Consider the following 20,791-nt stretch of genomic DNA (forward strand, 5'->3'; position numbering starts at 1 on the left):
CAATTACGCCGCTAAATGACTAACAATCTTGCCATGCAATTGTGTCCACGCCGCTTCCACTAATGCAAAATCGGCATCATTTAATTCTTGGCGCGCGAGGGCTAAACAGTCGGTCATTTTTTCGAGCAAGGCTGCTAGCGTGCTCTCGCCTTCGTCTTCGAGTTGCGATAACACCACCGCCACATGGCCTTGTAGATAACCACAGGCAAATAAGGCGTCATCATCACCATGGCTCACTACAGACTCAATCCACTGTTCTAGTGCTTCTTCATACTGCTCTAACATCGGGTCAAACTCTCCAATAACGTATTTCGCCCAAATGGCCACTGGCCCCTCGGTGCTATAAATCTGAATAGTCGGGGTTGGCCACCTGATACATCACATAATCATGGTAACCCGTCGTCACTTTGTAATAGCCACAAAGCTCACGATCTAATTGAGGGTCGCCACTATCCACAATTAAGGGGCGTCCTTCAAGTGCTTTTAGCTTAGTTTTTGTGGCGAGGATAATAATATTGTCCTTGCCGAGGCGGCGGATAAGCTCTGGCGACAACTGCTGGTTGCCACGACCAAGAATATGCCCCTGCCCGCCAATCAAGGTAATAACCAGTCTTGCCGGCTTATCTTGGGTAAGGTCGAGCAACTGCTTGGCGGTTAAATCACTCGCTACTAAGGTTTTATCTTGGATAATATCAACCCCTAACAGGGTGTTATCGAGGCCAAGCTCTTCCATTACAAAGGCGACCGTACTGCCCGAGCCCATAATGTACAGCTCGTCTTCCATCTGCTGGATAACATCGGCGGCAATGTCGGCGAGCACAAGCTCATCGACTTCTTTTCCGCCCATCTTCACCGCTTGCACATAACGGGGTTCTGCAGGCACTAACAGCTCACCAAACCGTTTGGCGCGCACCGTGCCTTGGCGAAAGGCCACTTCATCAATATCCATCACATCGGCGCTCATCAGGCTGACTAACTCACCTTCGAGCAGCATTTTCACGACCATACCCGCAGCATGGGGTGTGATACCGTAAACGCCCGAATGGATTTTTACCCCAGCCGGAACACCAAGCACGGGTAATTTATCGTCGATAACGGCTTGTTCAAACACGCTATACACATCGCGCGCCGTGCCATCGCCCCCCGCAAACAGTAATAAATCTAACGGTTCATCAAGCAAGGTACGCACAACGGCTTGGGTGTCAACGGCTTGAGTTTTATCCGGAGTTTGATACACCACACGGGTATTAAAACCTAAAGCGTTGGCGGCATCCTCCCCCATCACACCTGAGGCGGTAATGATTTCGATATCATTGGCAAAAGGGGCAATCACTTCTAAGGCTTGCATCATACGCTTTATCGCCTTGGGCTCGGCACCTAAGGCGAGTGCCTGCTCGGCCACGCCATCGCTGCCTTTAAGACCCACACTACCACCTAAACCCGCCAGTGGATTGATGACTAAGCCTAAACGAAACCGGATCACCTTAACCTCTCTTGTTAATTATTCTAGTTTTTACAATGAGTTATTTTTAAAAATAAAATATAAGCTTATGCAGCAACCGCTTGCGGCCTATCCTTAGGGATCAAAAATACCGCTAACATGGCCGCAAAGGCACAGGCCGCCGCAAATACCCAAGACCATACAGCGCCGCTACCATCACCCCAGATATAACCGCAAATCCAAGTCCCGAGCGCGCCGCCAACCCCAAAGCTTAAGCTGGCATACAGGGCTTGCCCTTGGCTGCGATGACTGGCATCAAAATTTCGATGCACAAACTGAATCGAGGCCGCATGGGTCAAACCGAAGGTGAACGCATGCAGCACTTGGCTCAAACCCAGTAATAACATGCTCTCAACGCCAAAGGCCACCAGCAACCAGCGCACGGCGGTCATGGCGATACTGACAACAAGCAAGGTATTGACGCCATAACGTCCAAGTAAGCGAGGCGCAAACATAAACATTACGATTTCGGCCATTGCACCGAGGGCGACAAAAATCCCCGCGGCCGCTTCGGTGTATCCCGCCTGCTTAAGATAAAGCACAAAAAAACCGTAAAAAGGCCCAGCGCTCATCTGTAATAACATCGCCGACACCATGAACCACAGAATGGGTTTAGTCCATTTGAGCGGCTGGCGCTCCAGCCCTTGAGGACGTACGGCACGATTAGCTGGCAACGGCAAGGCGCTGACCAGCATCCCAGTAAACAAGGCTAAACCAATATAAGGCAACACCTCGGTGCCCCATTGGCCGATGGCAAAACCAGCTCCAACCACTAAGCAGATATAGCCAATACTGCCAAAACTGCGGATTTGCCCATAGCGGCTGGCATTTTCACCTAAAGTTTCGAGGGTGATCACCTCAAGCTGCGCCAAAATCGCGTTCCAGAAGAAGGTATACAGCGCGAGGCTGAGCGCCATATACACAAAGCCACCGTGGTAGAAGAAACTCAAATACGCCAGCATTGCGGCGCCCGCGCCCATCTTCACCAATTCGGAGCGCATGCCAGTGCGATCGGCCACCTTAGCCCACACATTGGGTGCCACGATACGGGTCGCCATTAAAATCGCGAGCAAAAAACCGATTTCTTGAGGGTTAAATCCACGGTTTTCGAAGAAGACCCCAAGGTAAGGGATCATAGTGCCGAGAATTGAAAAGAAGAAAAAATAACAGGCACATAGCCAGCGTAACTGCTGGCTTGTGCTAGAGATTGTTGGCATTAACGCATTCCATTTATTACACAGCCGCTATGCATCTTTATTCCATGCAGACGGTCTCATTCATCGCACCTATCTCATGCCGAGGATCGGTGTATGACTGCGAACATCCTGATTTTGAGCTCTGTGTCTTAACAGATGATCCATCAACACAATCGCCAGCATAGCTTCGGCGATCGGTACCGCACGGATCCCGACACAGGGGTCGTGACGACCTTTAGTCACCACTTCCGCCATTTCACCTTGGGCCGTCATGCTTTGGCCCGGCACACTGATACTCGAGGTCGGTTTTAGTGCAATATGGGCAACAATGGGTTGACCCGATGAAATGCCGCCAAGTATGCCACCGGCATGATTTGATTCAAAACCCAGTGGCGACATTAAATCGCGCCCTTCCGAGCCCTTTTGCGTGACAACACCAAAACCATCGCCGATTTCAACGCCTTTTACCGCGTTGATGCCCATTAAGGCATGGGCGATATCGGCATCGAGCCTGTCGAATACGGGTTCGCCCAGTCCCACGGGAACACCAGTCGCCACTACAGAGATTTTGGCGCCTATGGAATCACCGGATTTTTTCAGCTCGCGCATATACTCATCCAGCGCCTCGAGCTTACTCGCATCGGGGAAGAAAAAGGCGTTCTGCTCGATTTGACTAAAATCGAGGGTCTCGGCACTAATCGGCCCAAGTTGCGACATATAACCTTGGATACTAATGCCATGCACTTGTTTTAAATACTTTTTCGCCACAGCGCCCGCCGCAACCCGCATAGCGGTTTCGCGGGCCGATGAGCGGCCACCGCCACGGTAATCACGCAGGCCATACTTTTGCTGATAGGTATAATCGGCATGCCCTGGGCGGAATAAATCTTTGATATTGGAGTAATCTTGGCTGCGCTGATCGGTGTTTTCGATCAGAAGCCCAATGGAGGTGCCTGTGGTTTTGCCTTCAAACACACCGGATAAGATCCGTACTTCATCAGGCTCACGGCGCGCGGTGGTATAACGGGATGTGCCAGGACGACGGCGGTCTAAATCATGTTGCATATCGGCTTCAGTGAGTTCGAGCCCTGGTGGGCAACCATCAATAATACACCCGAGCGCCACACCGTGACTTTCACCAAAGGTAGTCACCACAAAATTTTGACCAATACTGTTTCCAGACATCCGCTTTTTACACCTTAAATGATTTGCTTATCGCTCCGCGCCCAGCAATGGCTGGACAATTCTTTTTCCCGCTGCAAGCCTAACTGGCAGCGGGAAAAGACTCAACCTAATTTATTCTTATTGTGATTATTGCGCGTCGCGATAAATAGCAAAAAGCGATTGATGTTCGACCAGTTGATCGCGTGTCAACACAAACACACCGTCTCCGCCGTGTTCAAAACTCACCCAAGTAAAAGGCACTTCAGGGAATTGCTCCATCAGATGCACCATAGAGTTACCCACCTCAACCACTAAAATCCCCGTTGGTGTCAGGTATTGGGCCGCATTCGCTAAAATGCGTTTGGTTAAATCGAGGCCATCGCGACCCGAGGCTAAACCAATAGCTGGCTCATGGTGGTATTCATCTGGCATATCGCCGATATCTTCTTCATCCACATAGGGCGGATTAGAGACAATCAAATCATATTGTGGACCTTCAGGAATGGCTGAAAACAGATCAGATTGCATCGGGAACACTCTGTCCATTACCCCTAAGGTTTCAACGTTGATTTGCGCCACATCGAGAGCATCTTCGCTGATATCCAGCGCATCGACCTCGGCTTCATCAAATTCGTAGGCACAGGCAATTGCGATACAACCACTGCCGGTACATAAATCTAAAATACGATTAACAGGTTTGCCGTATAACCAAGGGCCAAAGCGATTGGCAATCATCTCGGCGATAGGTGAACGTGGCACCAATACGCGCTCATCCACATAGAACTCTAGCCCTGCAAAGCGCGCTTTATTGGTTAAATAAGGCACAGGTAAACGTTCACGTACGCGGCGAATGATCAGCTCAACGATTTTGTGTTTTTCGCTGCTGGTTAAGTTACTTAAAATCACCTGTTGGCCGATTTCTTCGGGCAAATGCAGCGCATGAAATACTAAGGCGATAGCCTCGTCCCACGCGTTATCCGTCCCGTGGCCATAGTACACATTGGCATCATTAAAGCGGCTCACCGCCCAACGCAACATGTCACCTATGGTGCGTAACTCTGTTACAGCTTCATCTACAAAGATCTTATCCAAAACGCTCTCCCGCTTGTTTGTTCTCAAACATTGTAACTGAACTCTATTCAGAAACCATAGGATTCAATAGAATACCCGCCATGAATAAAGACGATGATAAAGAAGGCATGGCGATGTTTTCGGCGCTGATCGAGGGGATAAAACCTATCGCCCAAGATAAGCGGCATTTTCGCACGCCCCTAAAAACCAAACAGGAAATTGAACTGAAAGAGCAGCAACTGCATGCTGACAGTTATTTCTCAGATACTTATCAACCTCTGCTACCCGTTCAGGGGCCAATGCGTTGGCTCGATGAGGGTGTCGACAGTCTCGAGCTTAAACGCTTGAGACGCGGCGATTACCAACCGGATTTATTGCTGGACTTACATGGTTACCGCCAATCCGAGGCAAAACTCGAGCTCGCGGCGCTCATTCAAGCCTCCGTAAAACAGCAAAGCCAATGTTGTTGTGTGATGCACGGTTACGGCACTGGCATACTAAAACAGCAGGTGCCTATGTGGTTGGTGCAACATCCGATGGTAAAAGCGTTTCATCAGGCCCCTAAAGAATGGGGTGGCGATGCGGCGCTGCTGGTGCTTATCGATATTGGCGACCAACCACATCGACGTTAATGGACATATTTATCCTCTAAAAACAAAGGGCCCACTAATGTGAGCCCTTTGTTTTATCGAAGACATTAACTAATGCTGTGGGGCGCATGTTGCCAAACAATGCAGGCCTGCTCGGCATGTTTATCTATCAGAGTAATTCCTGAGGTGGCAAATAGGGGCGGCTCAACACCCGCAACTAGCTCGCTGACCAAATAGCCTAAGAGCGGCATATGGGAAATCACCAGCACTTTATCGGCCTTGTACAATTCGGCATAGGCAACAATTAAGGCGGCCACATTGGCGGGATCGCCAGAAGGTACTAAATCATCCACGACAAGCCATTTGCGAGGCTCGGGAAAATGCTGACTCAATTCTTGCCAAGTTTGCTGCGCACGTAGATAAGGGCTGACCAAAACAAGATCAAAATCGCTGACACTTCGGGCTAACCAGTTACTCATTAAGACAGTATGGTGTCTTCCTAAATCGGTAAGCGTTCTGTCCCTATCCGACTGAGCATTAAATCCAGCGTCACCATGTCGCATCAAAAATAGCTGCATACTTCTCTCGCTACCCACACTTGTTTTTGTTTTATCCCAATTGTAGCCCTAAAATGGATTTCAACAAACCTTGTAAGGGTTAATCTTTAGTCGATAAACACAAGAGATATTTGCCAAAAACCATTAAGACTATCAATATATAACAAGCCATCGTTACCGGAGTGTCTCTTTGCAAGCCTCTCAGTCTATTTACAAAAGTCCAAACGATCATCGTCAGTACCGCTATCTCGTGTTAGATAATGCCCTGCGGGTATTATTGGTCGAAGATTTGGACGCCAGCCAAGCCGCCGCTTCCATGGCGGTGGCCGTAGGACATTTTGATGATCCTGTTGATAGACCCGGTATGGCACATTTTTTAGAGCATATGCTCTTTTTAGGCACGGAAAAATTCCCCGACTCCGGCGAATATCATGCCTTTATCAATCAGCACGGCGGCAGTAACAATGCTTGGACCGGCACAGAGCACACCAATTTCTTTTTTACCATCAATGCCGACGTATTTGCCGACTCCCTAGACAGATTTAGCCAATTCTTTATCGCCCCCAAATTTGACCTTGATCTAGTTGATAGGGAGCGCCAAGCGATTGAATCTGAATTTAGTTTAAAGCTGAAGGACGATATCCGCCGCACCTATCAAGTGCTTAAAGAAACTGTTAATCAACAGCATCCGTTTTCAAAGTTTTCCGTGGGCAATTTAGTCACGCTAGGCGGAGAACAGGCGCAGGTCAGAAGCGAGCTATTGGCGTTTTATCAAAGCCATTACAGTGCCAATTTAATGACGCTCTGTTTAGTCGCCCCTATGCCGTTAGATGATTTGCAGGCGCTCGCGGCCCAATATTTCAGTGCTGTCAGCAACTTAAATCTCGTCAAACAGTATCCTGATGTGCCACTGTTTTCAGAAAATGAACTGCTTAAGCAAATCAATATAATCCCCTTAAAGGAACAAAAGCGTTTAAGTATTAGTTTTAACTTTCCAGGTATCGATCACTACTACAAACGCAAGCCGCTGACCTACATTAGCCATATCCTCGGCAATGAGAGTAAAGGCAGCCTGCTGTCGTATCTTAAAGAACAAGGTTTAGTGAATAATCTCTCCGCAGGCGGCGGAGTCAATGGCTATAACTTTAAGGACTACAGCATAGGTCTACAACTGACCGACAAAGGCGTGGCCAATATTGACGATATTGTATGCAGCTGCTTTGAGTACATTGAGCTGATAAAAAACCAAGGCCTTGAGGATTGGCGCTATTTAGAACGAGCGAATCTGCTCAAAATGGCGTTTCGCTATCAGGAGCAGGTGAAATCCCTCGATTTAGCCAGCCACTTAAGCATCAATATGCACCACTACGAAGTGGAAGACTTAGTCTTTGGTGACTATCGCATGGATGGCTTAGATATTGATGAAACCCTTGAACTATTGCGCTTAATGACGCCGCAAAATATGCGCTTGCAACTCATAGCACAGTCCGTTAAGACCGACCGCAAAGCCAATTGGTATCATACGCCCTATAAAGTCTTACCGATAAAACCCGAATCCCTTGCCCGTTGGCAAGTGACACACATTCGCCCAGAGTTGCAATTGCCTGCTGCCAATCCCTTTATCGTGGCCGATTCCATTGCTCGGCCCGATAAAAGTGAAGTCGCCGTACCCGTGATTGTCGCGGAATCAACGGGATACCGAATTTGGCATAAAAAAGACGATGAGTTTAATGTCCCCAAAGGCCACATGTATCTATCCCTCGATTCGGAGCAGGCGAGTAAAACCCCAAAACATGCTGCCCTCACCCGCTTATACGTTGAGATGCTGCTCGATTACTTGACTGAGCCCACTTACCAAGCGGAAGTCGCAGGGCTTAGCTATAACATTTACCCCCATCAGGGTGGGATCACACTGCATCTATCTGGTTTTACGGGGAATCAAGAAACGCTGTTAGCCCTGCTGATCCAAAAAGCGAGAGAACGTAATTTCACCGAAGAACGGTTTGCGTTAATAAAATCTCAACTGCTACGTAGCTGGCAAAACCTCGCGCAAGCCAAACCGATTTCGCAGCTATTCACTAGCCTGACCGCCACGCTGCAAAAACGCAGCTATGAGCCGGCTCGTATGGCTCAGATGCTTGAAAATATCACCTTAAATGATCTGCATAACCATGTACGTGCCTTTTACGAGAAGATTTACCTCGAAGGGCTGATTTATGGCGATTGGCTTGTATCAGAGGCGCAAGCCTTAGGAAAACGACTGGAACATATATTATCCCTCGTCTCTAGCCCAAGCGCGGAGTCGACCCGTGAATTAATCAACTTAACCGGGCAAGGCACCCTGCTTCGGGAATTGGCTATCGACCATCAAGACAGTGCGATTATTGTTTATTATCAATCAGCTATTGCCACACCAGAAAAAATGGCGCTGTTTAGCTTACTCAACCACACTATGTCTTCGACCTTCTTCCATGAGTTACGGACCGAAAAACAATTAGGCTACATGGTCGGCACAGGTTATCTGCCACTCAATCGCCATCCGGGACTCATTTTCTATATTCAATCCCCGACAACGGGACCACTGCATTTATTAGAGGCAATTGATGAGTTTATCGCGGACTTTAATTATGCCGTGATGCAAATTACCAATGAAGAATGGGAAAGCACTAAACAGGGACTCATCAATCAAGTGATGGAACATGATGCTAACCTCAAAACCCGAGGCCAGCGTTATTGGGTGAGCGTGGGCAACCGTGATTACCAGTTTAATCAGCGTGAATTAGTGGTCGCGGAAATCAACAAACTCACTCGCCCAGATCTTATTAAGTTTATGATGCGAAAAATGCGCACTAAGCATAGCGATAGACTAGTGCTTTTTAGCACAGGCTCTGCCCATGCGGCGCAGTCAGAGCTTGAATCAGGCAATATGATTACCGATCTTAAACTCTTTAAACAAAACACTGAAAAGTTCAATTTTTGACAAGTTAGCACTTACGTAATGGTATTCATGTCGTATGGGTAACCAACAAACAAAATCGCTAAATGCACGTAAATCTATAGTTGTATCTATTGTCAGTAAGCAAAAAACTGATGGAAAAGTTGGTAGATCAATGTCAATGCGTCAAGACAAAGTACAAAATTAGTCCATCTATATGCTATTAAAAGGATTTTTTACATTCTGGCTTTTGACAAAAGCTTCTATTTCTGGAAAAGTGATGTAACACAATTGTTTCATGGCATCCTCGGACAATACTAAGAACTACACTATGCCGAAAATACTCTTAAAAATCGTCTTAATCGCTTTTTTTGGCATCCTTGCATTAGAAGACGTAAACGCATCTCCCTTTTCAAATAAATCACCTATTATTCTCCAGTCGCAATCGTATGGTGTGCCAGAAGGACTTTCCCAAAGTACCGTTACGTCGATAGTTCAGGATCACGATGGATATCTATGGATTGGAACCTTTAATGGGCTCAATCGGTTTGATGGAAAAAACTTCAAGCACTTTTATGCTAATGATGCCAGAACAGGGCTTCCTAGTTCTTTTATTAGAAGTTTACTCGTTGATGATCAAGGAGTGTTATATGTTGGAACAGACAGCGGTCTAGTTGTTTACGATAAACTTCAAGACTCATTTTCTCCTTATGGCCTATCAGTAAAAAATACTCCCGTCTGGAGTATCAACTCAAAAAATAACAGCCTCATAGTTGGTACTGATAAATCCATTATCGATATAAGCAACCAAGAAAAAAAATACGAACTGTCCAGTAAAGGATTAAGTGAAATAAAAAAAGCTATAAAAGTTGGTGATAATTATTATATAAGAGATTACTCAGGAAAACTATTTAAGTTAGTAAATAATGAGTTAAAAGAAATCGCTCATGGCACAATAGATTTAGATGAAACGAATGATAATGAAATTTCAATATCATTCAACCATGGGTTATATCAATATAATGGCAACGAAATAGTAAAAACGGACTCTCGACCATTCTCTCAACTCGCAAAGTACAATAATACCATTTATGGATTCACCAACGGAAAAATTGTTAACATCTCAAAAAACATCATAATAGGAACTCTTCCTCCAGACCAGGTAGATAAAATATCTTCATTTGTTGTAACGAAAGATATGTTTATATTAGGCACTATTGACAAAGGCTTTGTTATTGTAAAAAAACTTAACAATTTAGTACAGCAAACTGATTTATCGAAAAACAACACATGGCATCTAACAAAAAACACACAAGGGTTTATAGTATCATCTGAATCAGAAAATATAGACCTTTTCGACAATAACTTTAATCTAATAAACAGATTTAACACTGAAACCCAAGGATACAAATACGCAATATTAAATGAAGAAGGTCTTTATTTTGGAACTAATTCAGGATTATTTTTAAAGACTGAGAAAAGTTTAACAATGATTAGTGACAAATCAATATCTTCATTGTCTAGTAATAGTGACAACTCCATAATAACAGCTGGAACATCTGATGGTAAGGTGTTAATCATCAATAACACTGAAATTATTGATGTTATCGATACGAAAAATAGCGAACCGATTTTTGATATTGAATTTTACTCACGAGATTTGATCTATATAGCTGGTCAGGGTGGTTTTAAAAAGTATGATAATGGACGATTATCCAGCTTAGGCGAGGAAATAACATACAGTATAATGCAGGAAAATAATGGAATTTATTTTGGGACATCTACATCTTTAATGTTTTTCGATAGGCGCGATAATAACATTTCTAAGATATTCTCCAATAAAAAAGAAGTTTATTCAATCATTAATGATGAAAACTATATAACCGCAGCATCATTAGGTGAAGTCGTAATATATGAAAAAGAAAGCAAAAAAACATATACTTTAAAGACTGCTAACGGAAGTCAGTATGAATACAATTCGCCAAGTGCAATAGATGTGAATGGTTATGTCTTACTTGCTGGAATAAACGGTGTCAGCATTTTACACCCCCAAAATGTCATAAACTATATTAAAAGCAAAGAAATAAGCCAAACAGAAATATCTGATTTCCTTGTGTTTAATGTTTCACAAGAAAATGATAGCACTTTCTTTAATAACAAAAATTCAGCTATTAACGAAATAACCTTAAAGTATTCAGATTATCCATTTTCCTTCAACTTTATCTCCCCTATGTCGGAAGACTCATCCACTAATTATAACTATAGAATGTATGGTCTTTCTGATACATGGATATCGGCAAATGGAACCAACTCAGCAACATATACGAATTTATCTCCTGGGAAATACAATTTTCAAGTATATGCTATCAATTCACTTTCAGGTAAAAAATCTGCAATAAAAGAAGTTTCAGTAATTATCACACCTCCTTGGTGGTCCTCAACTCAAGCTAAAATATTTTACTTTGTTATATCAATGTTCATCGCTGTTTTTATATTTAAAGCAATATTAAGAAAAAGAGAAATTCAGCGGCAAATAGCTTTAAGCGAAGAACGCTTAAAACTTTCTTTATGGGGAAGCGGCGATGAAATGTGGGACTGGGATATAGAAACGGGTCACATTTTCCGCTCAAATATTTGGGGAGCATTGGAATTTCCGAAGGATGGTCAACGTTCTGGTCATAGTGATGAGGAGAGTAATATTCATCCAATGGATCAAGAACGTGTAAGGGAAGCGCTTAACAAACACTTCTACGGTGAAACCGATCATTTTGAAGCGGCATACAGAGTTAAAGGCAAAGATGATAGCTGGATCTGGATCTTAGACCGAGCAAAAATTGTAGAAAGAGATGATAAAGACAATGCGCTGCGGATGACGGGCACAATTAAAAACATCAGCCAATTCAAACAAAAGGAAGAACAATTAAAACTGTTCGAAAAAGCCATTGAAAATATTTCCGAAGGTATGTTTATTCTCGACAGCGAATATCGATTTGTTGAGGTGAACGAAGCGTGCTGTAGAATATCTCAGCGTAATCGCACTGATTTTATAGGTAATCTGCTCACCTTCGATTTGTATCCGGAGTCCTTTTCTAATCAAATTCGTACCATGTTAAAACAACAAGGTCGCTGGGCCAGCGAAGTCGAAGCCAGCCGTGGTGACAATAGTCATTTCCATATGGAACTGACTATTGACGCCATTTACGATGAATTAGGTGAATTATCGCATTACGTAGGGGTATTTTCTGATATATCGAGACGTAAACAGCAAGAAGAAGAACTTCGTAAACTCACCAACAATGACCTATTAACGGGGCTGCCCAATCGCTCAAACTTGCAAGTCACATTAGGAAACTTGGTTAATAAAGAAATTACCCATGCCTTAATGGTACTCGACCTCGACAATTTTAAGCGTATCAATGACTCATTAGGTCATCAAATTGGTGATCAGTTACTCAAGCTAGTGTCCGTCAGAATTAAGTCTATTCTCCCTAAAAACACCAGTATATATCGCCTAGGTGGCGATGAGTTTGCGATTGTACTCGATAAAACATCTGACATTAGTGCCTGTGCCGCTATTGCAGGACGAGTAATTGAAGCCTTTAAAACCATGTTTGAAATCGGTAATGAGCAGCTGGTTTTGGGCGTGAGTATTGGTATTGTTTTCTACCCTGAGGATGAACAAAGTGAACAGGCACTTCTGAGAAAAGCCGATATTGCCATGTATCATGCTAAATCTGCCGGCGGAAATTGTTACCAATTTTACTCAGAATCACTTAACCAACACGCGATTAAACAATTAGAAATTGAAAACCTCATTCGTGAAGGATTAAAAGAAGATTTATTTGAGGTGTATTATCAACCCAAAGTCGATCTTAAAAGTGGTCACGTCGCGGGGATGGAAGCCTTAGTCCGTTTAAATCATCCCACCCGTGGACTGATCCCACCGAATGATTTTATTCCCCTTGCGGAAGAAAATGGCCTTATTATTGAAATCGGTGAAATTGTACTTAGAAAAGCCTGTTTTGCGGCGCAGAAATGGCGTGAACAAGGGCTCTTCAAAGGAAGAGTCGCCGTCAATTTATCGTCACGTCAGTTTGCCCTACCCGATCTACAGCAACGCATAGAATCTATTTTACGCTTAACGCAATTACCGGCCTCTCACCTGGAACTTGAAATCACTGAAGGGACGGTTATTAAGCAGCCAGAAATGGCTATAACCGTTATGCAGCAATTAGCTAAGATGGGAGTGAGCCTAGCGTTAGATGACTTCGGTACGGGTTATTCCTCGCTTTCTTACTTAAAACGGTTCCCAATTCATACGCTCAAAATCGATAAAGCCTTTGTCGATGATATTGATAAATCAGACCGGGATTTGAAGATGGTCGATTCGATCATTACCATCGCCCACAATATGGGTCTGTCGGTTGTCGGTGAAGGTGTAGAGCAAGCCGCGCAGCTAAATATCCTTCGGGCCCTTAACTGCGAAGAAATACAAGGTTATATCTTTAGCAAAGCGATAAATGAAACCGAATTTACTCAGTTGCTCCAAGAGGATCGGAGTAAATTCATGCCCCACCACAAGATTATTTGATCATAAAATTATCTCTCAATCGGTAGTTTGATACATTGGCACAACATCTGCATTAAGGTGTCCAGTGTCAAAAAATAAAACATTATCAACTACCCTGAGAGATAAAATGATGAAAGGAATTCTAACTGCAGCAGCATTACTGTCTACAATCGGCTTTGTAACAACAGCCGCCGCCATTGAAACAACTGTAGAGAAAAGCCTTTCTCAAACTGTTGTATCATCCGAAGCGACTAAAGACGTTAATCCAGAAGTAGCTGGTCATCCTGCTGTCAAATTCAAATCTGTTGAAGTTGCCGGACATCCTGCTGTCAAATTTAAATCTGTTGAAGTTGCCGGACATCCTGCTGTCAAATTCAAGCCCTTTGAAGTCGCTGGACATCCCGCAGTGAAATTTAAATCAGTTGAAGTTGCAGGACATCCAGCTGTTAAATTCAAGCCCTTTGAAGTCGCTGGACATCCTGCAGTGAAATTTAAATCCGTTGAAGTTGCGGGACATCCTGCAGTTAAATTCAAGCCATTTGAAGTCGCTGGACATCCTGCAGTGAAATTTAAATCCGTTGAAGTTGCGGGACATCCTGCAGTCAAATTCAAGCCATTTGAAGTCGCTGGACATCCTGCAGTTAAATTCAAGCCATTTGAAGTCGCTGGACATCCATGCGTTAAGTTCATTAACACAGAAATCGCATAACATTAATCAGGTGAAGGAGAGTGTCTATGTTAAATTCAATCAAAAAAGCACTTGGTTTCGCAAAGCCTGTTCGTAAAAAAGTGAAATTACCAGAAGGCTTAAACCACCTTGAAGTGATCCCTGCAAAGGGTTGGTGGAATTAATTTCACCTTCAGGCGGAAATATACCGTTCGCAAAGCTTAGAGCCATTTGCTAGCGCGTGGCCTAGGTCAATAAAAAAGGAGCTAAATGCTCCTTTTTATTAGCCACATTTACGACAAATCATATCAACATTAAGCGGTTAGACTAGCGTCAGAAGTCCGGCGCATTCTGCTTAGCGCAATACGTTTATGGGAGGAAAACAGTGGAAACGCTAAAGGCCCCAGTATAAATCCCATTACAGCCCAATAGCTTACCGAAAGTCCTACTCTAAAAGCCGCAACACCAAAACACCAGGAACAACTCACCGATAAGGCGACAACCACATAAAACATGAATCCCACAGCAACCTCTTTATCGGCTAAGCCATTATGTGCAAATCAAAAAATAGCCGTTCTCAATATAAATAGACTCTGAGCGAGGCTATTTATCAGCACTAAGCAACATCTACACAGACGGTGTCACGGCACAACTGCCGTAAATAGGGACGCCATAATACAAGATCACTCAAACAAATGTGAACATTTTTTAGGCAAAAATTAGCCTTGAGGCAATAAAAAAGCGGCATCATATTGCCGCTTTTTTAATCAGCCTCTATTTGTGCACTTAGAAGAAACGAGCCTTTTCTGCCGCCATCGCCTTAAGACGTGGGCATGGCTCAAATCGGTCGCCGTATTGAGCTTGATAACGTTCCAGTATGTTGACCAAGTTATCGGCACCTAGGGTATCAATATAGTGGAATGGGCCACCTAAGAATGGTGGGAAACCAATACCGAAAATGGCGCCAATATCACCATCACGCGGGGAAGCAATAATGCCGTCATCTAAACAACGTACTGCTTCATTGAGCATTTGCACCACACAACGCTCGGCCACAGCACTTAAGTCTTTGTCCATACCTGGCTTGATGCCAAGTACTGCGTAAACACTTTCATCCACGGCTTTCTTCTTGCTCGACGCTTTATTGCCAGCAGCATATTGATAGAAACCTTTGCCATTTTTACGGCCTTTTCTATCATCGCTCAGTAACTTATCGAAGGCTGCTGGGGCTTTAAAGCGCTCGCCCAGTTCTTTTTCAAGGATTGGAGCGATTTTAGCACCGACATCGATACCCACTTCATCGAGCAAAGTGATAGGGCCAACGGGGAAACCGAACTTCACTAAGGCTTTGTCTAAGTGCTCAATACTCTGGCCTTCCAGCAGTAATTGTGCTGCTTCGTTCATATACAGCGCGAGGATACGGTTAACATAAAAACCGGCACCGTCTTGTACCACGATTGGCGTTTTACCCTGTTTGCGAGCAAAGGCCACTGTGGTAGCAATCGTCTCAGGAGACGTTTTCGCATGGGCAATCACTTCCACCAGCGGCATTTTTTCTACTGGTGAGAAATAATGTAAGCCAATCACATTTTCAGGACGGCTGGCCGCTTGTGCAATTTGGCCAATGGGTAAAGATGAGGTGTTAGATGCAAAAATCGTGTGCTCGCCGCATTCACGCTCAATATCTTTAACCATCTGATGTTTAAGCGCTAAATCCTCAAATACGGCTTCAACAACAATGTCAGCGTCCTTAACGCCTTTATATTCGGTCGTCGTTGTCATCAGTGCCATTAAATTGTCGCGAACGGCCGGCGTCATATGACGACGTTTAACACCTTTATCCAATAACTTATAGGCGTAAGAAAGCGCGTTGCTTAAGCCCTTTTCGTTAATGTCTTTTACCCGCGCAGGAATTTTAGCCTTAGTCGTCGTGACCGAAGCAATACCACCGCCCATCAAACCGCCACCTAAGATCACGGCTTTTTTGACTTTACGTGGTGTCGCCCCTTCGGCGCCAGTTTCTTTCTTCATCTCTGTAGTGGCAAAGAAAATACTGCGCAGCGCCTCAGATTCTTTCGACACCACCAGCTCTGCAAAATGGCTGGCTTCCACCTCAAGCCCTTTTTGCATTCCCTTCGCCATACCTTGGCGCACGCAATCAATAATTTTTGCCGGCGCAGGATAGTTGCCTTGGGTTTTCTTAGCGACTTGCTTGGCGGCTTGATCGAAAATAATGTTACGACCGAACCCTGTGCCTTCGAGTAATTGATTAACCAGCGATTTTTTAACCGGTTTCGCCGCGCGTTTACCCGCGAGCGCCATTTCCACTGCGGTTTGCAGTAAAATCGTCTGTGGTACTACATCGTTAACTAAGCCCATCTTTAACGCTTGTTTCGGGCGAATTTGCTTACCCGTCAACATCATATCTAGCGCAGTGGTAATCCCCACTAAACGAGGTAAACGCTGAGTACCGCCGCCACCGGGTAATAAACCGAGTTGCACTTCGGGTACGCCCAGCATGGTCTTGCCATCATCACTACAGACACGTTGATGGCAGGCGAGTGCAAGCTCTAAACCGCCCCCTAAACAGGCGCCATGTATCGCGGCAACCACAGGGATATTCAAGGCTTCTAACTCGTTAAACACCACATGCCCTTGTTGGGATAAGGCTTTCGCATCGCCGGCCGTTTGGCAAGCGTCGAGCATAGAAATATCCGCCCCTGCTACGAAGGAATCTTTTTTACCCGAAATCAGCACTAGGCCACGGATACTGCTATCGCCTTTAATCTCAGACAGGATCTCACTGATCTCTGGGCCAAACTCTGCCTTGAGGGTATTCATGGTTTCGCCGGGTACGTCCATCGTTAGAATGGCGATACCGTCTTCACGGCGGGTTAAATTAAATGTCTTTTCCATCGCCATTACTCCACTTCCACAATCATTGCAGCCCCTAAACCACCCGCAGCACAGGCCGTTGCCAGGCCCGTTCCGCCACCACGACGTTTAAGCTCACGACAAACCTGAGTGATTAAACGCGTACCTGTGGCCGCAAAAGGATGACCGTAAGCTAAAGAGCCACCGAGCACGTTAAATTTGCTCATATCGATTTCACCAATGGCACGATTACGCCCTAGTTTTTCTTCGGCAAATTTCTTTGAGGCAAACATCTGCATGTTGGCTAAGGTTTGTGCCGCAAAGGCTTCATGCATTTCGATAAGAGTTAAATCTTCTAATTCCATGCCTGCGCGTTTTAATGCCAATGGCGTTGCATAGGACGGCCCCATTAGCATGTCTTGCCAGACATCAATCGCGGTAAATGCGTAGCTCTTAATGTAACCAATAGGTTGATAACCTAAGGCTTTAGCACGACCTTCGCTCATCAAAATGATCGCGGAGGCACCATCGGTTAGCGGCGTACTGTTAGCGGCTGTCACGCTGCCATGTTTTCTATCGAAAGCAGGACGCAGTTTAGCGTAAGAGCTTAAATCGGAGTTTTCACGAATGTTATTATCGCGATCGATAAACTGTTTATAAGGTGGAACATGGGCCACCATCACTTCGTCACGTAGGTGACCTGAAGCCCACGTTTCACTCGCCAACGTGTGGGAGCGGTGTGCCAGCTCATCTTGGTCAGCACGGCTGATATTATACGTCTTGGCCATTTGTTCAGCGGTTTGCCCCATGGACAATCCCGTAGAATACTCAGCAACGGCAGGTGGCACAGGCAATAAATCTTTAATGCCTAAACGGCGGAAAATTTGTAGTTTTTGGCCAAAGCTGCGGGCTTTATTCAGATCGACTAAGGCATGGGCAAGCTTTTTAGATACGCCAATAGGCAATACCGATGAGGAGTCTGCGCCGCCGGCAATACCAATCTCGATATTGCCCTTCATGATTGACTCGGCCACATTCACCGCAGATTGAAAACTGGTCGCACAGGCGCGGGTCACGCTGTAGGCATCGGTTGACACATCCATGCCAGTTCCTAACACGATTTCACGGGCAATGTTGGGTGCCGCTGGCATTTGTACCACCTGGCCATACACCAGTTGCTCAATCAATTTAGGATCCAGTTCGCTACGGGCCAGCAGCTCGTTAACGACCATTTTGCCCATATCGAGCGCCGACACACCGTGGAATGCGGTCGCCTGTTTCGCAAATGGCGTTCTTAAGCCAGCCACAATGGCGATACGCTCACCCTTTGCGTTAGTTACCTGTTGTCTATCACTCATTTGTCACCCTCTTTATGTGCGCTATCGCTGAGAGATTTCAGGCGGCGCTATCGATTTCCATGTTTGCCCTGCTGTTTGGCACAAAAAAAAGCCCAATAACAGGTCTGACCATTAAAGTGTGATCTGATTCTAACTTCTTGTCAGCAAGTTTTAAACACCTGTTTGTTTTTTTAACACTAGCCAAACCCTTAGGGAATTCTTTACCATATTCGTTGTCTATAGCCCACACACGTATTTTCAATCGATATTTTCAACCTAAAAAACGAGTAGCATCATGCCTTTGAGTCGCTTCCACGCATTACGCACTTACCTCAATAAGGTTGTTTTAGGGCAGCCAGTTTTGACCGAAAACCTGCTCATTGCCCTCATTGCCAATGGCCATTTATTAGTAGAAGGCCCACCAGGTCTTGCTAAAACCCGTGCAGTTAAAGCCCTCTGCGACGGTGTGGAAGGGGATTTTCACCGGATCCAATTTACCCCTGACCTGCTGCCCGCCGACCTTACGGGTACGGATATCTATCGCTCACAAACTGGCACCTTTGAATTTGAGGCTGGCCCGATTTTCCACAATCTGATCCTCGCCGATGAAATCAACCGCGCCCCCGCTAAGGTGCAGTCGGCGTTATTAGAGGCCATGGCAGAAGGTCAAGTGACCGTTGGGAAAAATAGTTATAAGTTGCCGCCGCTCTTCCTCGTGATGGCAACACAAAACCCCTTAGAAAACGAAGGCACTTATCCGTTGCCAGAAGCCCAGCTCGACCGCTTTTTAATGCACCTGAATTTAGATTATCCAAGCGGTGACACTGAAATCGAAATTCTGCGCCAATCCCGTCAAGAAGCGCTCACCCATGAGTTGCCGACTGCGGAGCCGATTGCCCAGGCCGATATTTTTGCCGCCCGTGACGAAGCGATGGAGATTTATCTCGCCGAACCGCTAGAAAAATACATAGTCGAAATCATTATGGCGACCCGCCAACCCGCGCGTTACAGTGACGAGCTGGCAAAATGGTTAGAGTACGGTGTGAGCCCTCGCGCGACAATTTCGCTTGAGCGCTGCGCCCGTGCCAGAGCCTGGTTACACGAGCGCGATTTTGTCTCTCCCGAGGATATTCAAGCCGTTGCGCCCAATGTGTTAAGACACAGACTGCTGCTGAGTTATCAAGCGCAGGCCGAAGGTGTCAGCCGCGACCAAGTGGTCAACCATATTTTGACTCAGGTGGCCGTCCCTTAATCGCATGGCTGGTCTGAATACACTGGCTGATAAATCCTTGGTAACTGAATCGCTTTGTATGAGTAGCTTTGAATGAATAACAGTGCGCTAAACGCATCCCAACACAGTGATGGCAATCTACATGGCTTGCCATTGTTTGCCGACGGGCTGCATTTAACCGAGAAAGAACTGCTCGCTTGCCAGACGATTGCGCGGGCGATACCTGAGCGTCACAGCCGAGCACGTGCCAATATGGCGGGGCATCGCAGCAGTTTAATCAAAGGCCGCGGGATGGAATTTGCCGAAGTGCGTCACTATCAACAGGGCGACGATGTTCGCACCATAGACTGGCGCGTGACCGCCCGCACTGGGCAAACCCACACTAAGCTATTTATTGAAGAGCGCGAGCGCCCTATTCTGTTACTGCTCGATTTAAGCCAGAGCCTGTATTTTGGCTCGAGTTTATTATTACAGTCGGTACAAGCGGGGCATTTAGCGACCACGCTAGGTTGGAATGCCATCAACCACGGTGACAGACTCGGCGCCTTAATCGCCTGCGAATCTGAACATCTAGAGTTAAAACCCCGCAGTCGCCGCCAAGGGATATTGCAGCTCATTTCAGGATTGCGCCGAGTGCACGAGCAACAACTCAATCAGCTCGGCAGTCATCCTCGGGATCCTGATCATATCCTGCGCGCCTGCCAGCGCTTGCAACGTATCGCGAAACCGGGCTCATTGATTTGGATTATCACAGATGGCAGCCATTTTACGCCGCAATGTATCGCGCCGCTGACAGAACTTAAGCGCCATTGTGATATTGGCGCCTATCTGGTGACCGACCCACTCAGGCAGGGCAACCTCAACTTACCCAAGCAGTTTAGTTTGCCCGTTCGCGAAGGAGACCAAGATCGAGTGCTGACTCGCGACAGTTATCAAGCATGGCTTGGGCAGCAACAACAGCAGCAGAATGACTTTATCGCCATGATGCAAAAGCTAAAGGTGCGTACCCAATTTATCGACGCGGGTTTACCCCTCGCGCAGCAGTTAGCCTTACTGCAATAACAGCACGGCAAATAAGTGAGTAATAGTAGACAGTGC

14 protein-coding genes are annotated in these 20,791 nt (G+C 45.7%); 6 read left to right on the forward strand and 8 right to left on the reverse strand.

Features of this window, described 5'->3' with window-relative positions; all coding sequences use genetic code 11:
- Positions 1–3 precede the first annotated feature (3 nt).
- The 5 genes from B5P39_RS15635 to prmB form a co-directional block, all read right to left on the reverse strand.
- The gene (locus tag B5P39_RS15635; RefSeq protein ID WP_086904066.1) at positions 4–285 is read right to left on the reverse strand and encodes a YfcL family protein; all 282 of its coding nucleotides are present in this window, start codon (positions 283–285) and stop codon (positions 4–6) included.
- 55 nt (positions 286–340) lie between these two features.
- Positions 341–1,483: an ATP-NAD kinase family protein gene (locus B5P39_RS15640; RefSeq protein WP_088212183.1), complete on the reverse strand. Its 1,143-nt coding sequence runs from the start codon at positions 1,481–1,483 to the stop codon at positions 341–343.
- Positions 1,484–1,548: 65 nt separating this feature from the next.
- Positions 1,549–2,718 (reverse strand): MFS transporter, encoded by a 1,170-nt coding sequence (locus tag B5P39_RS15645; protein ID WP_088212184.1) that lies wholly within the window; start codon positions 2,716–2,718, stop codon positions 1,549–1,551.
- Positions 2,719–2,787: 69 nt separating this feature from the next.
- On the reverse strand, positions 2,788–3,882 hold the full coding sequence (gene aroC / locus B5P39_RS15650; RefSeq protein ID WP_011716526.1) for a chorismate synthase: 1,095 nt from the start codon (positions 3,880–3,882) through the stop codon (positions 2,788–2,790).
- 126 nt (positions 3,883–4,008) lie between these two features.
- The gene (gene prmB / locus B5P39_RS15655; protein ID WP_011716525.1) at positions 4,009–4,953 is read right to left on the reverse strand and encodes a 50S ribosomal protein L3 N(5)-glutamine methyltransferase; all 945 of its coding nucleotides are present in this window, start codon (positions 4,951–4,953) and stop codon (positions 4,009–4,011) included.
- An 80-nt stretch (positions 4,954–5,033) separates the two neighbouring features.
- Here prmB and smrB point away from each other — a divergent pair, with 80 nt between their 5' ends.
- Positions 5,034–5,564 (forward strand): endonuclease SmrB, encoded by a 531-nt coding sequence (smrB, locus tag B5P39_RS15660; protein WP_088212185.1) that lies wholly within the window; start codon positions 5,034–5,036, stop codon positions 5,562–5,564.
- A gap of 65 nt (positions 5,565–5,629) precedes the next feature.
- Here the strand turns inward: smrB and sixA are convergent, their stop codons facing one another.
- The gene (gene sixA / locus B5P39_RS15665; RefSeq protein ID WP_011625784.1) at positions 5,630–6,100 is read right to left on the reverse strand and encodes a phosphohistidine phosphatase SixA; all 471 of its coding nucleotides are present in this window, start codon (positions 6,098–6,100) and stop codon (positions 5,630–5,632) included.
- Positions 6,101–6,269: 169 nt separating this feature from the next.
- On the opposite strand from sixA, the gene B5P39_RS15670 reads away from it, so the two are divergent.
- The 3 genes from B5P39_RS15670 to B5P39_RS15680 all read left to right on the forward strand — a co-directional run bounded on the left by B5P39_RS15670 (position 6,270) and on the right by B5P39_RS15680 (position 14,293).
- The gene (locus B5P39_RS15670) at positions 6,270–9,059 is read left to right on the forward strand and encodes an insulinase family protein (RefSeq protein WP_088212186.1); all 2,790 of its coding nucleotides are present in this window, start codon (positions 6,270–6,272) and stop codon (positions 9,057–9,059) included.
- 286 nt (positions 9,060–9,345) lie between these two features.
- Positions 9,346–13,605, forward strand: coding sequence for an EAL domain-containing protein (locus B5P39_RS15675; protein ID WP_088212187.1), 4,260 nt, complete (start codon positions 9,346–9,348; stop codon positions 13,603–13,605).
- A 64-nt stretch (positions 13,606–13,669) separates the two neighbouring features.
- Positions 13,670–14,293, forward strand: a complete 624-nt coding sequence (locus B5P39_RS15680; RefSeq protein WP_425383218.1) for a hypothetical protein — start codon at positions 13,670–13,672, stop codon at positions 14,291–14,293.
- Between the two features lie 744 nt (positions 14,294–15,037).
- Here B5P39_RS15680 and fadJ read toward each other — a convergent pair.
- Together fadJ and fadI are read right to left on the reverse strand one after the other, a co-directional pair.
- Positions 15,038–17,167 carry a fatty acid oxidation complex subunit alpha FadJ gene (fadJ, locus tag B5P39_RS15695; RefSeq protein WP_088212221.1) on the reverse strand — a complete coding sequence of 710 codons (2,130 nt, stop codon included), beginning with the start codon at positions 17,165–17,167 and terminating at the stop codon, positions 15,038–15,040.
- Between the two features lie 5 nt (positions 17,168–17,172).
- The gene (gene fadI, locus B5P39_RS15700; protein WP_088212188.1) at positions 17,173–18,483 is read right to left on the reverse strand and encodes an acetyl-CoA C-acyltransferase FadI; all 1,311 of its coding nucleotides are present in this window, start codon (positions 18,481–18,483) and stop codon (positions 17,173–17,175) included.
- 274 nt (positions 18,484–18,757) lie between these two features.
- On the opposite strand from fadI, the gene B5P39_RS15710 reads away from it, so the two are divergent.
- Both B5P39_RS15710 and B5P39_RS15715 read left to right on the forward strand, forming a co-directional pair.
- Positions 18,758–19,714, forward strand: coding sequence for an AAA family ATPase (locus B5P39_RS15710; RefSeq protein WP_088212190.1), 957 nt, complete (start codon positions 18,758–18,760; stop codon positions 19,712–19,714).
- Between the two features lie 72 nt (positions 19,715–19,786).
- The gene (locus tag B5P39_RS15715; RefSeq protein WP_088212191.1) at positions 19,787–20,755 is read left to right on the forward strand and encodes a DUF58 domain-containing protein; all 969 of its coding nucleotides are present in this window, start codon (positions 19,787–19,789) and stop codon (positions 20,753–20,755) included.
- Positions 20,756–20,791: the final 36 nt, after the last annotated feature.

This window comes from Shewanella sp. Shew256 (assembly GCF_002196695.1).
Taxonomy (GTDB): domain Bacteria; phylum Pseudomonadota; class Gammaproteobacteria; order Enterobacterales; family Shewanellaceae; genus Shewanella; species Shewanella mangrovisoli.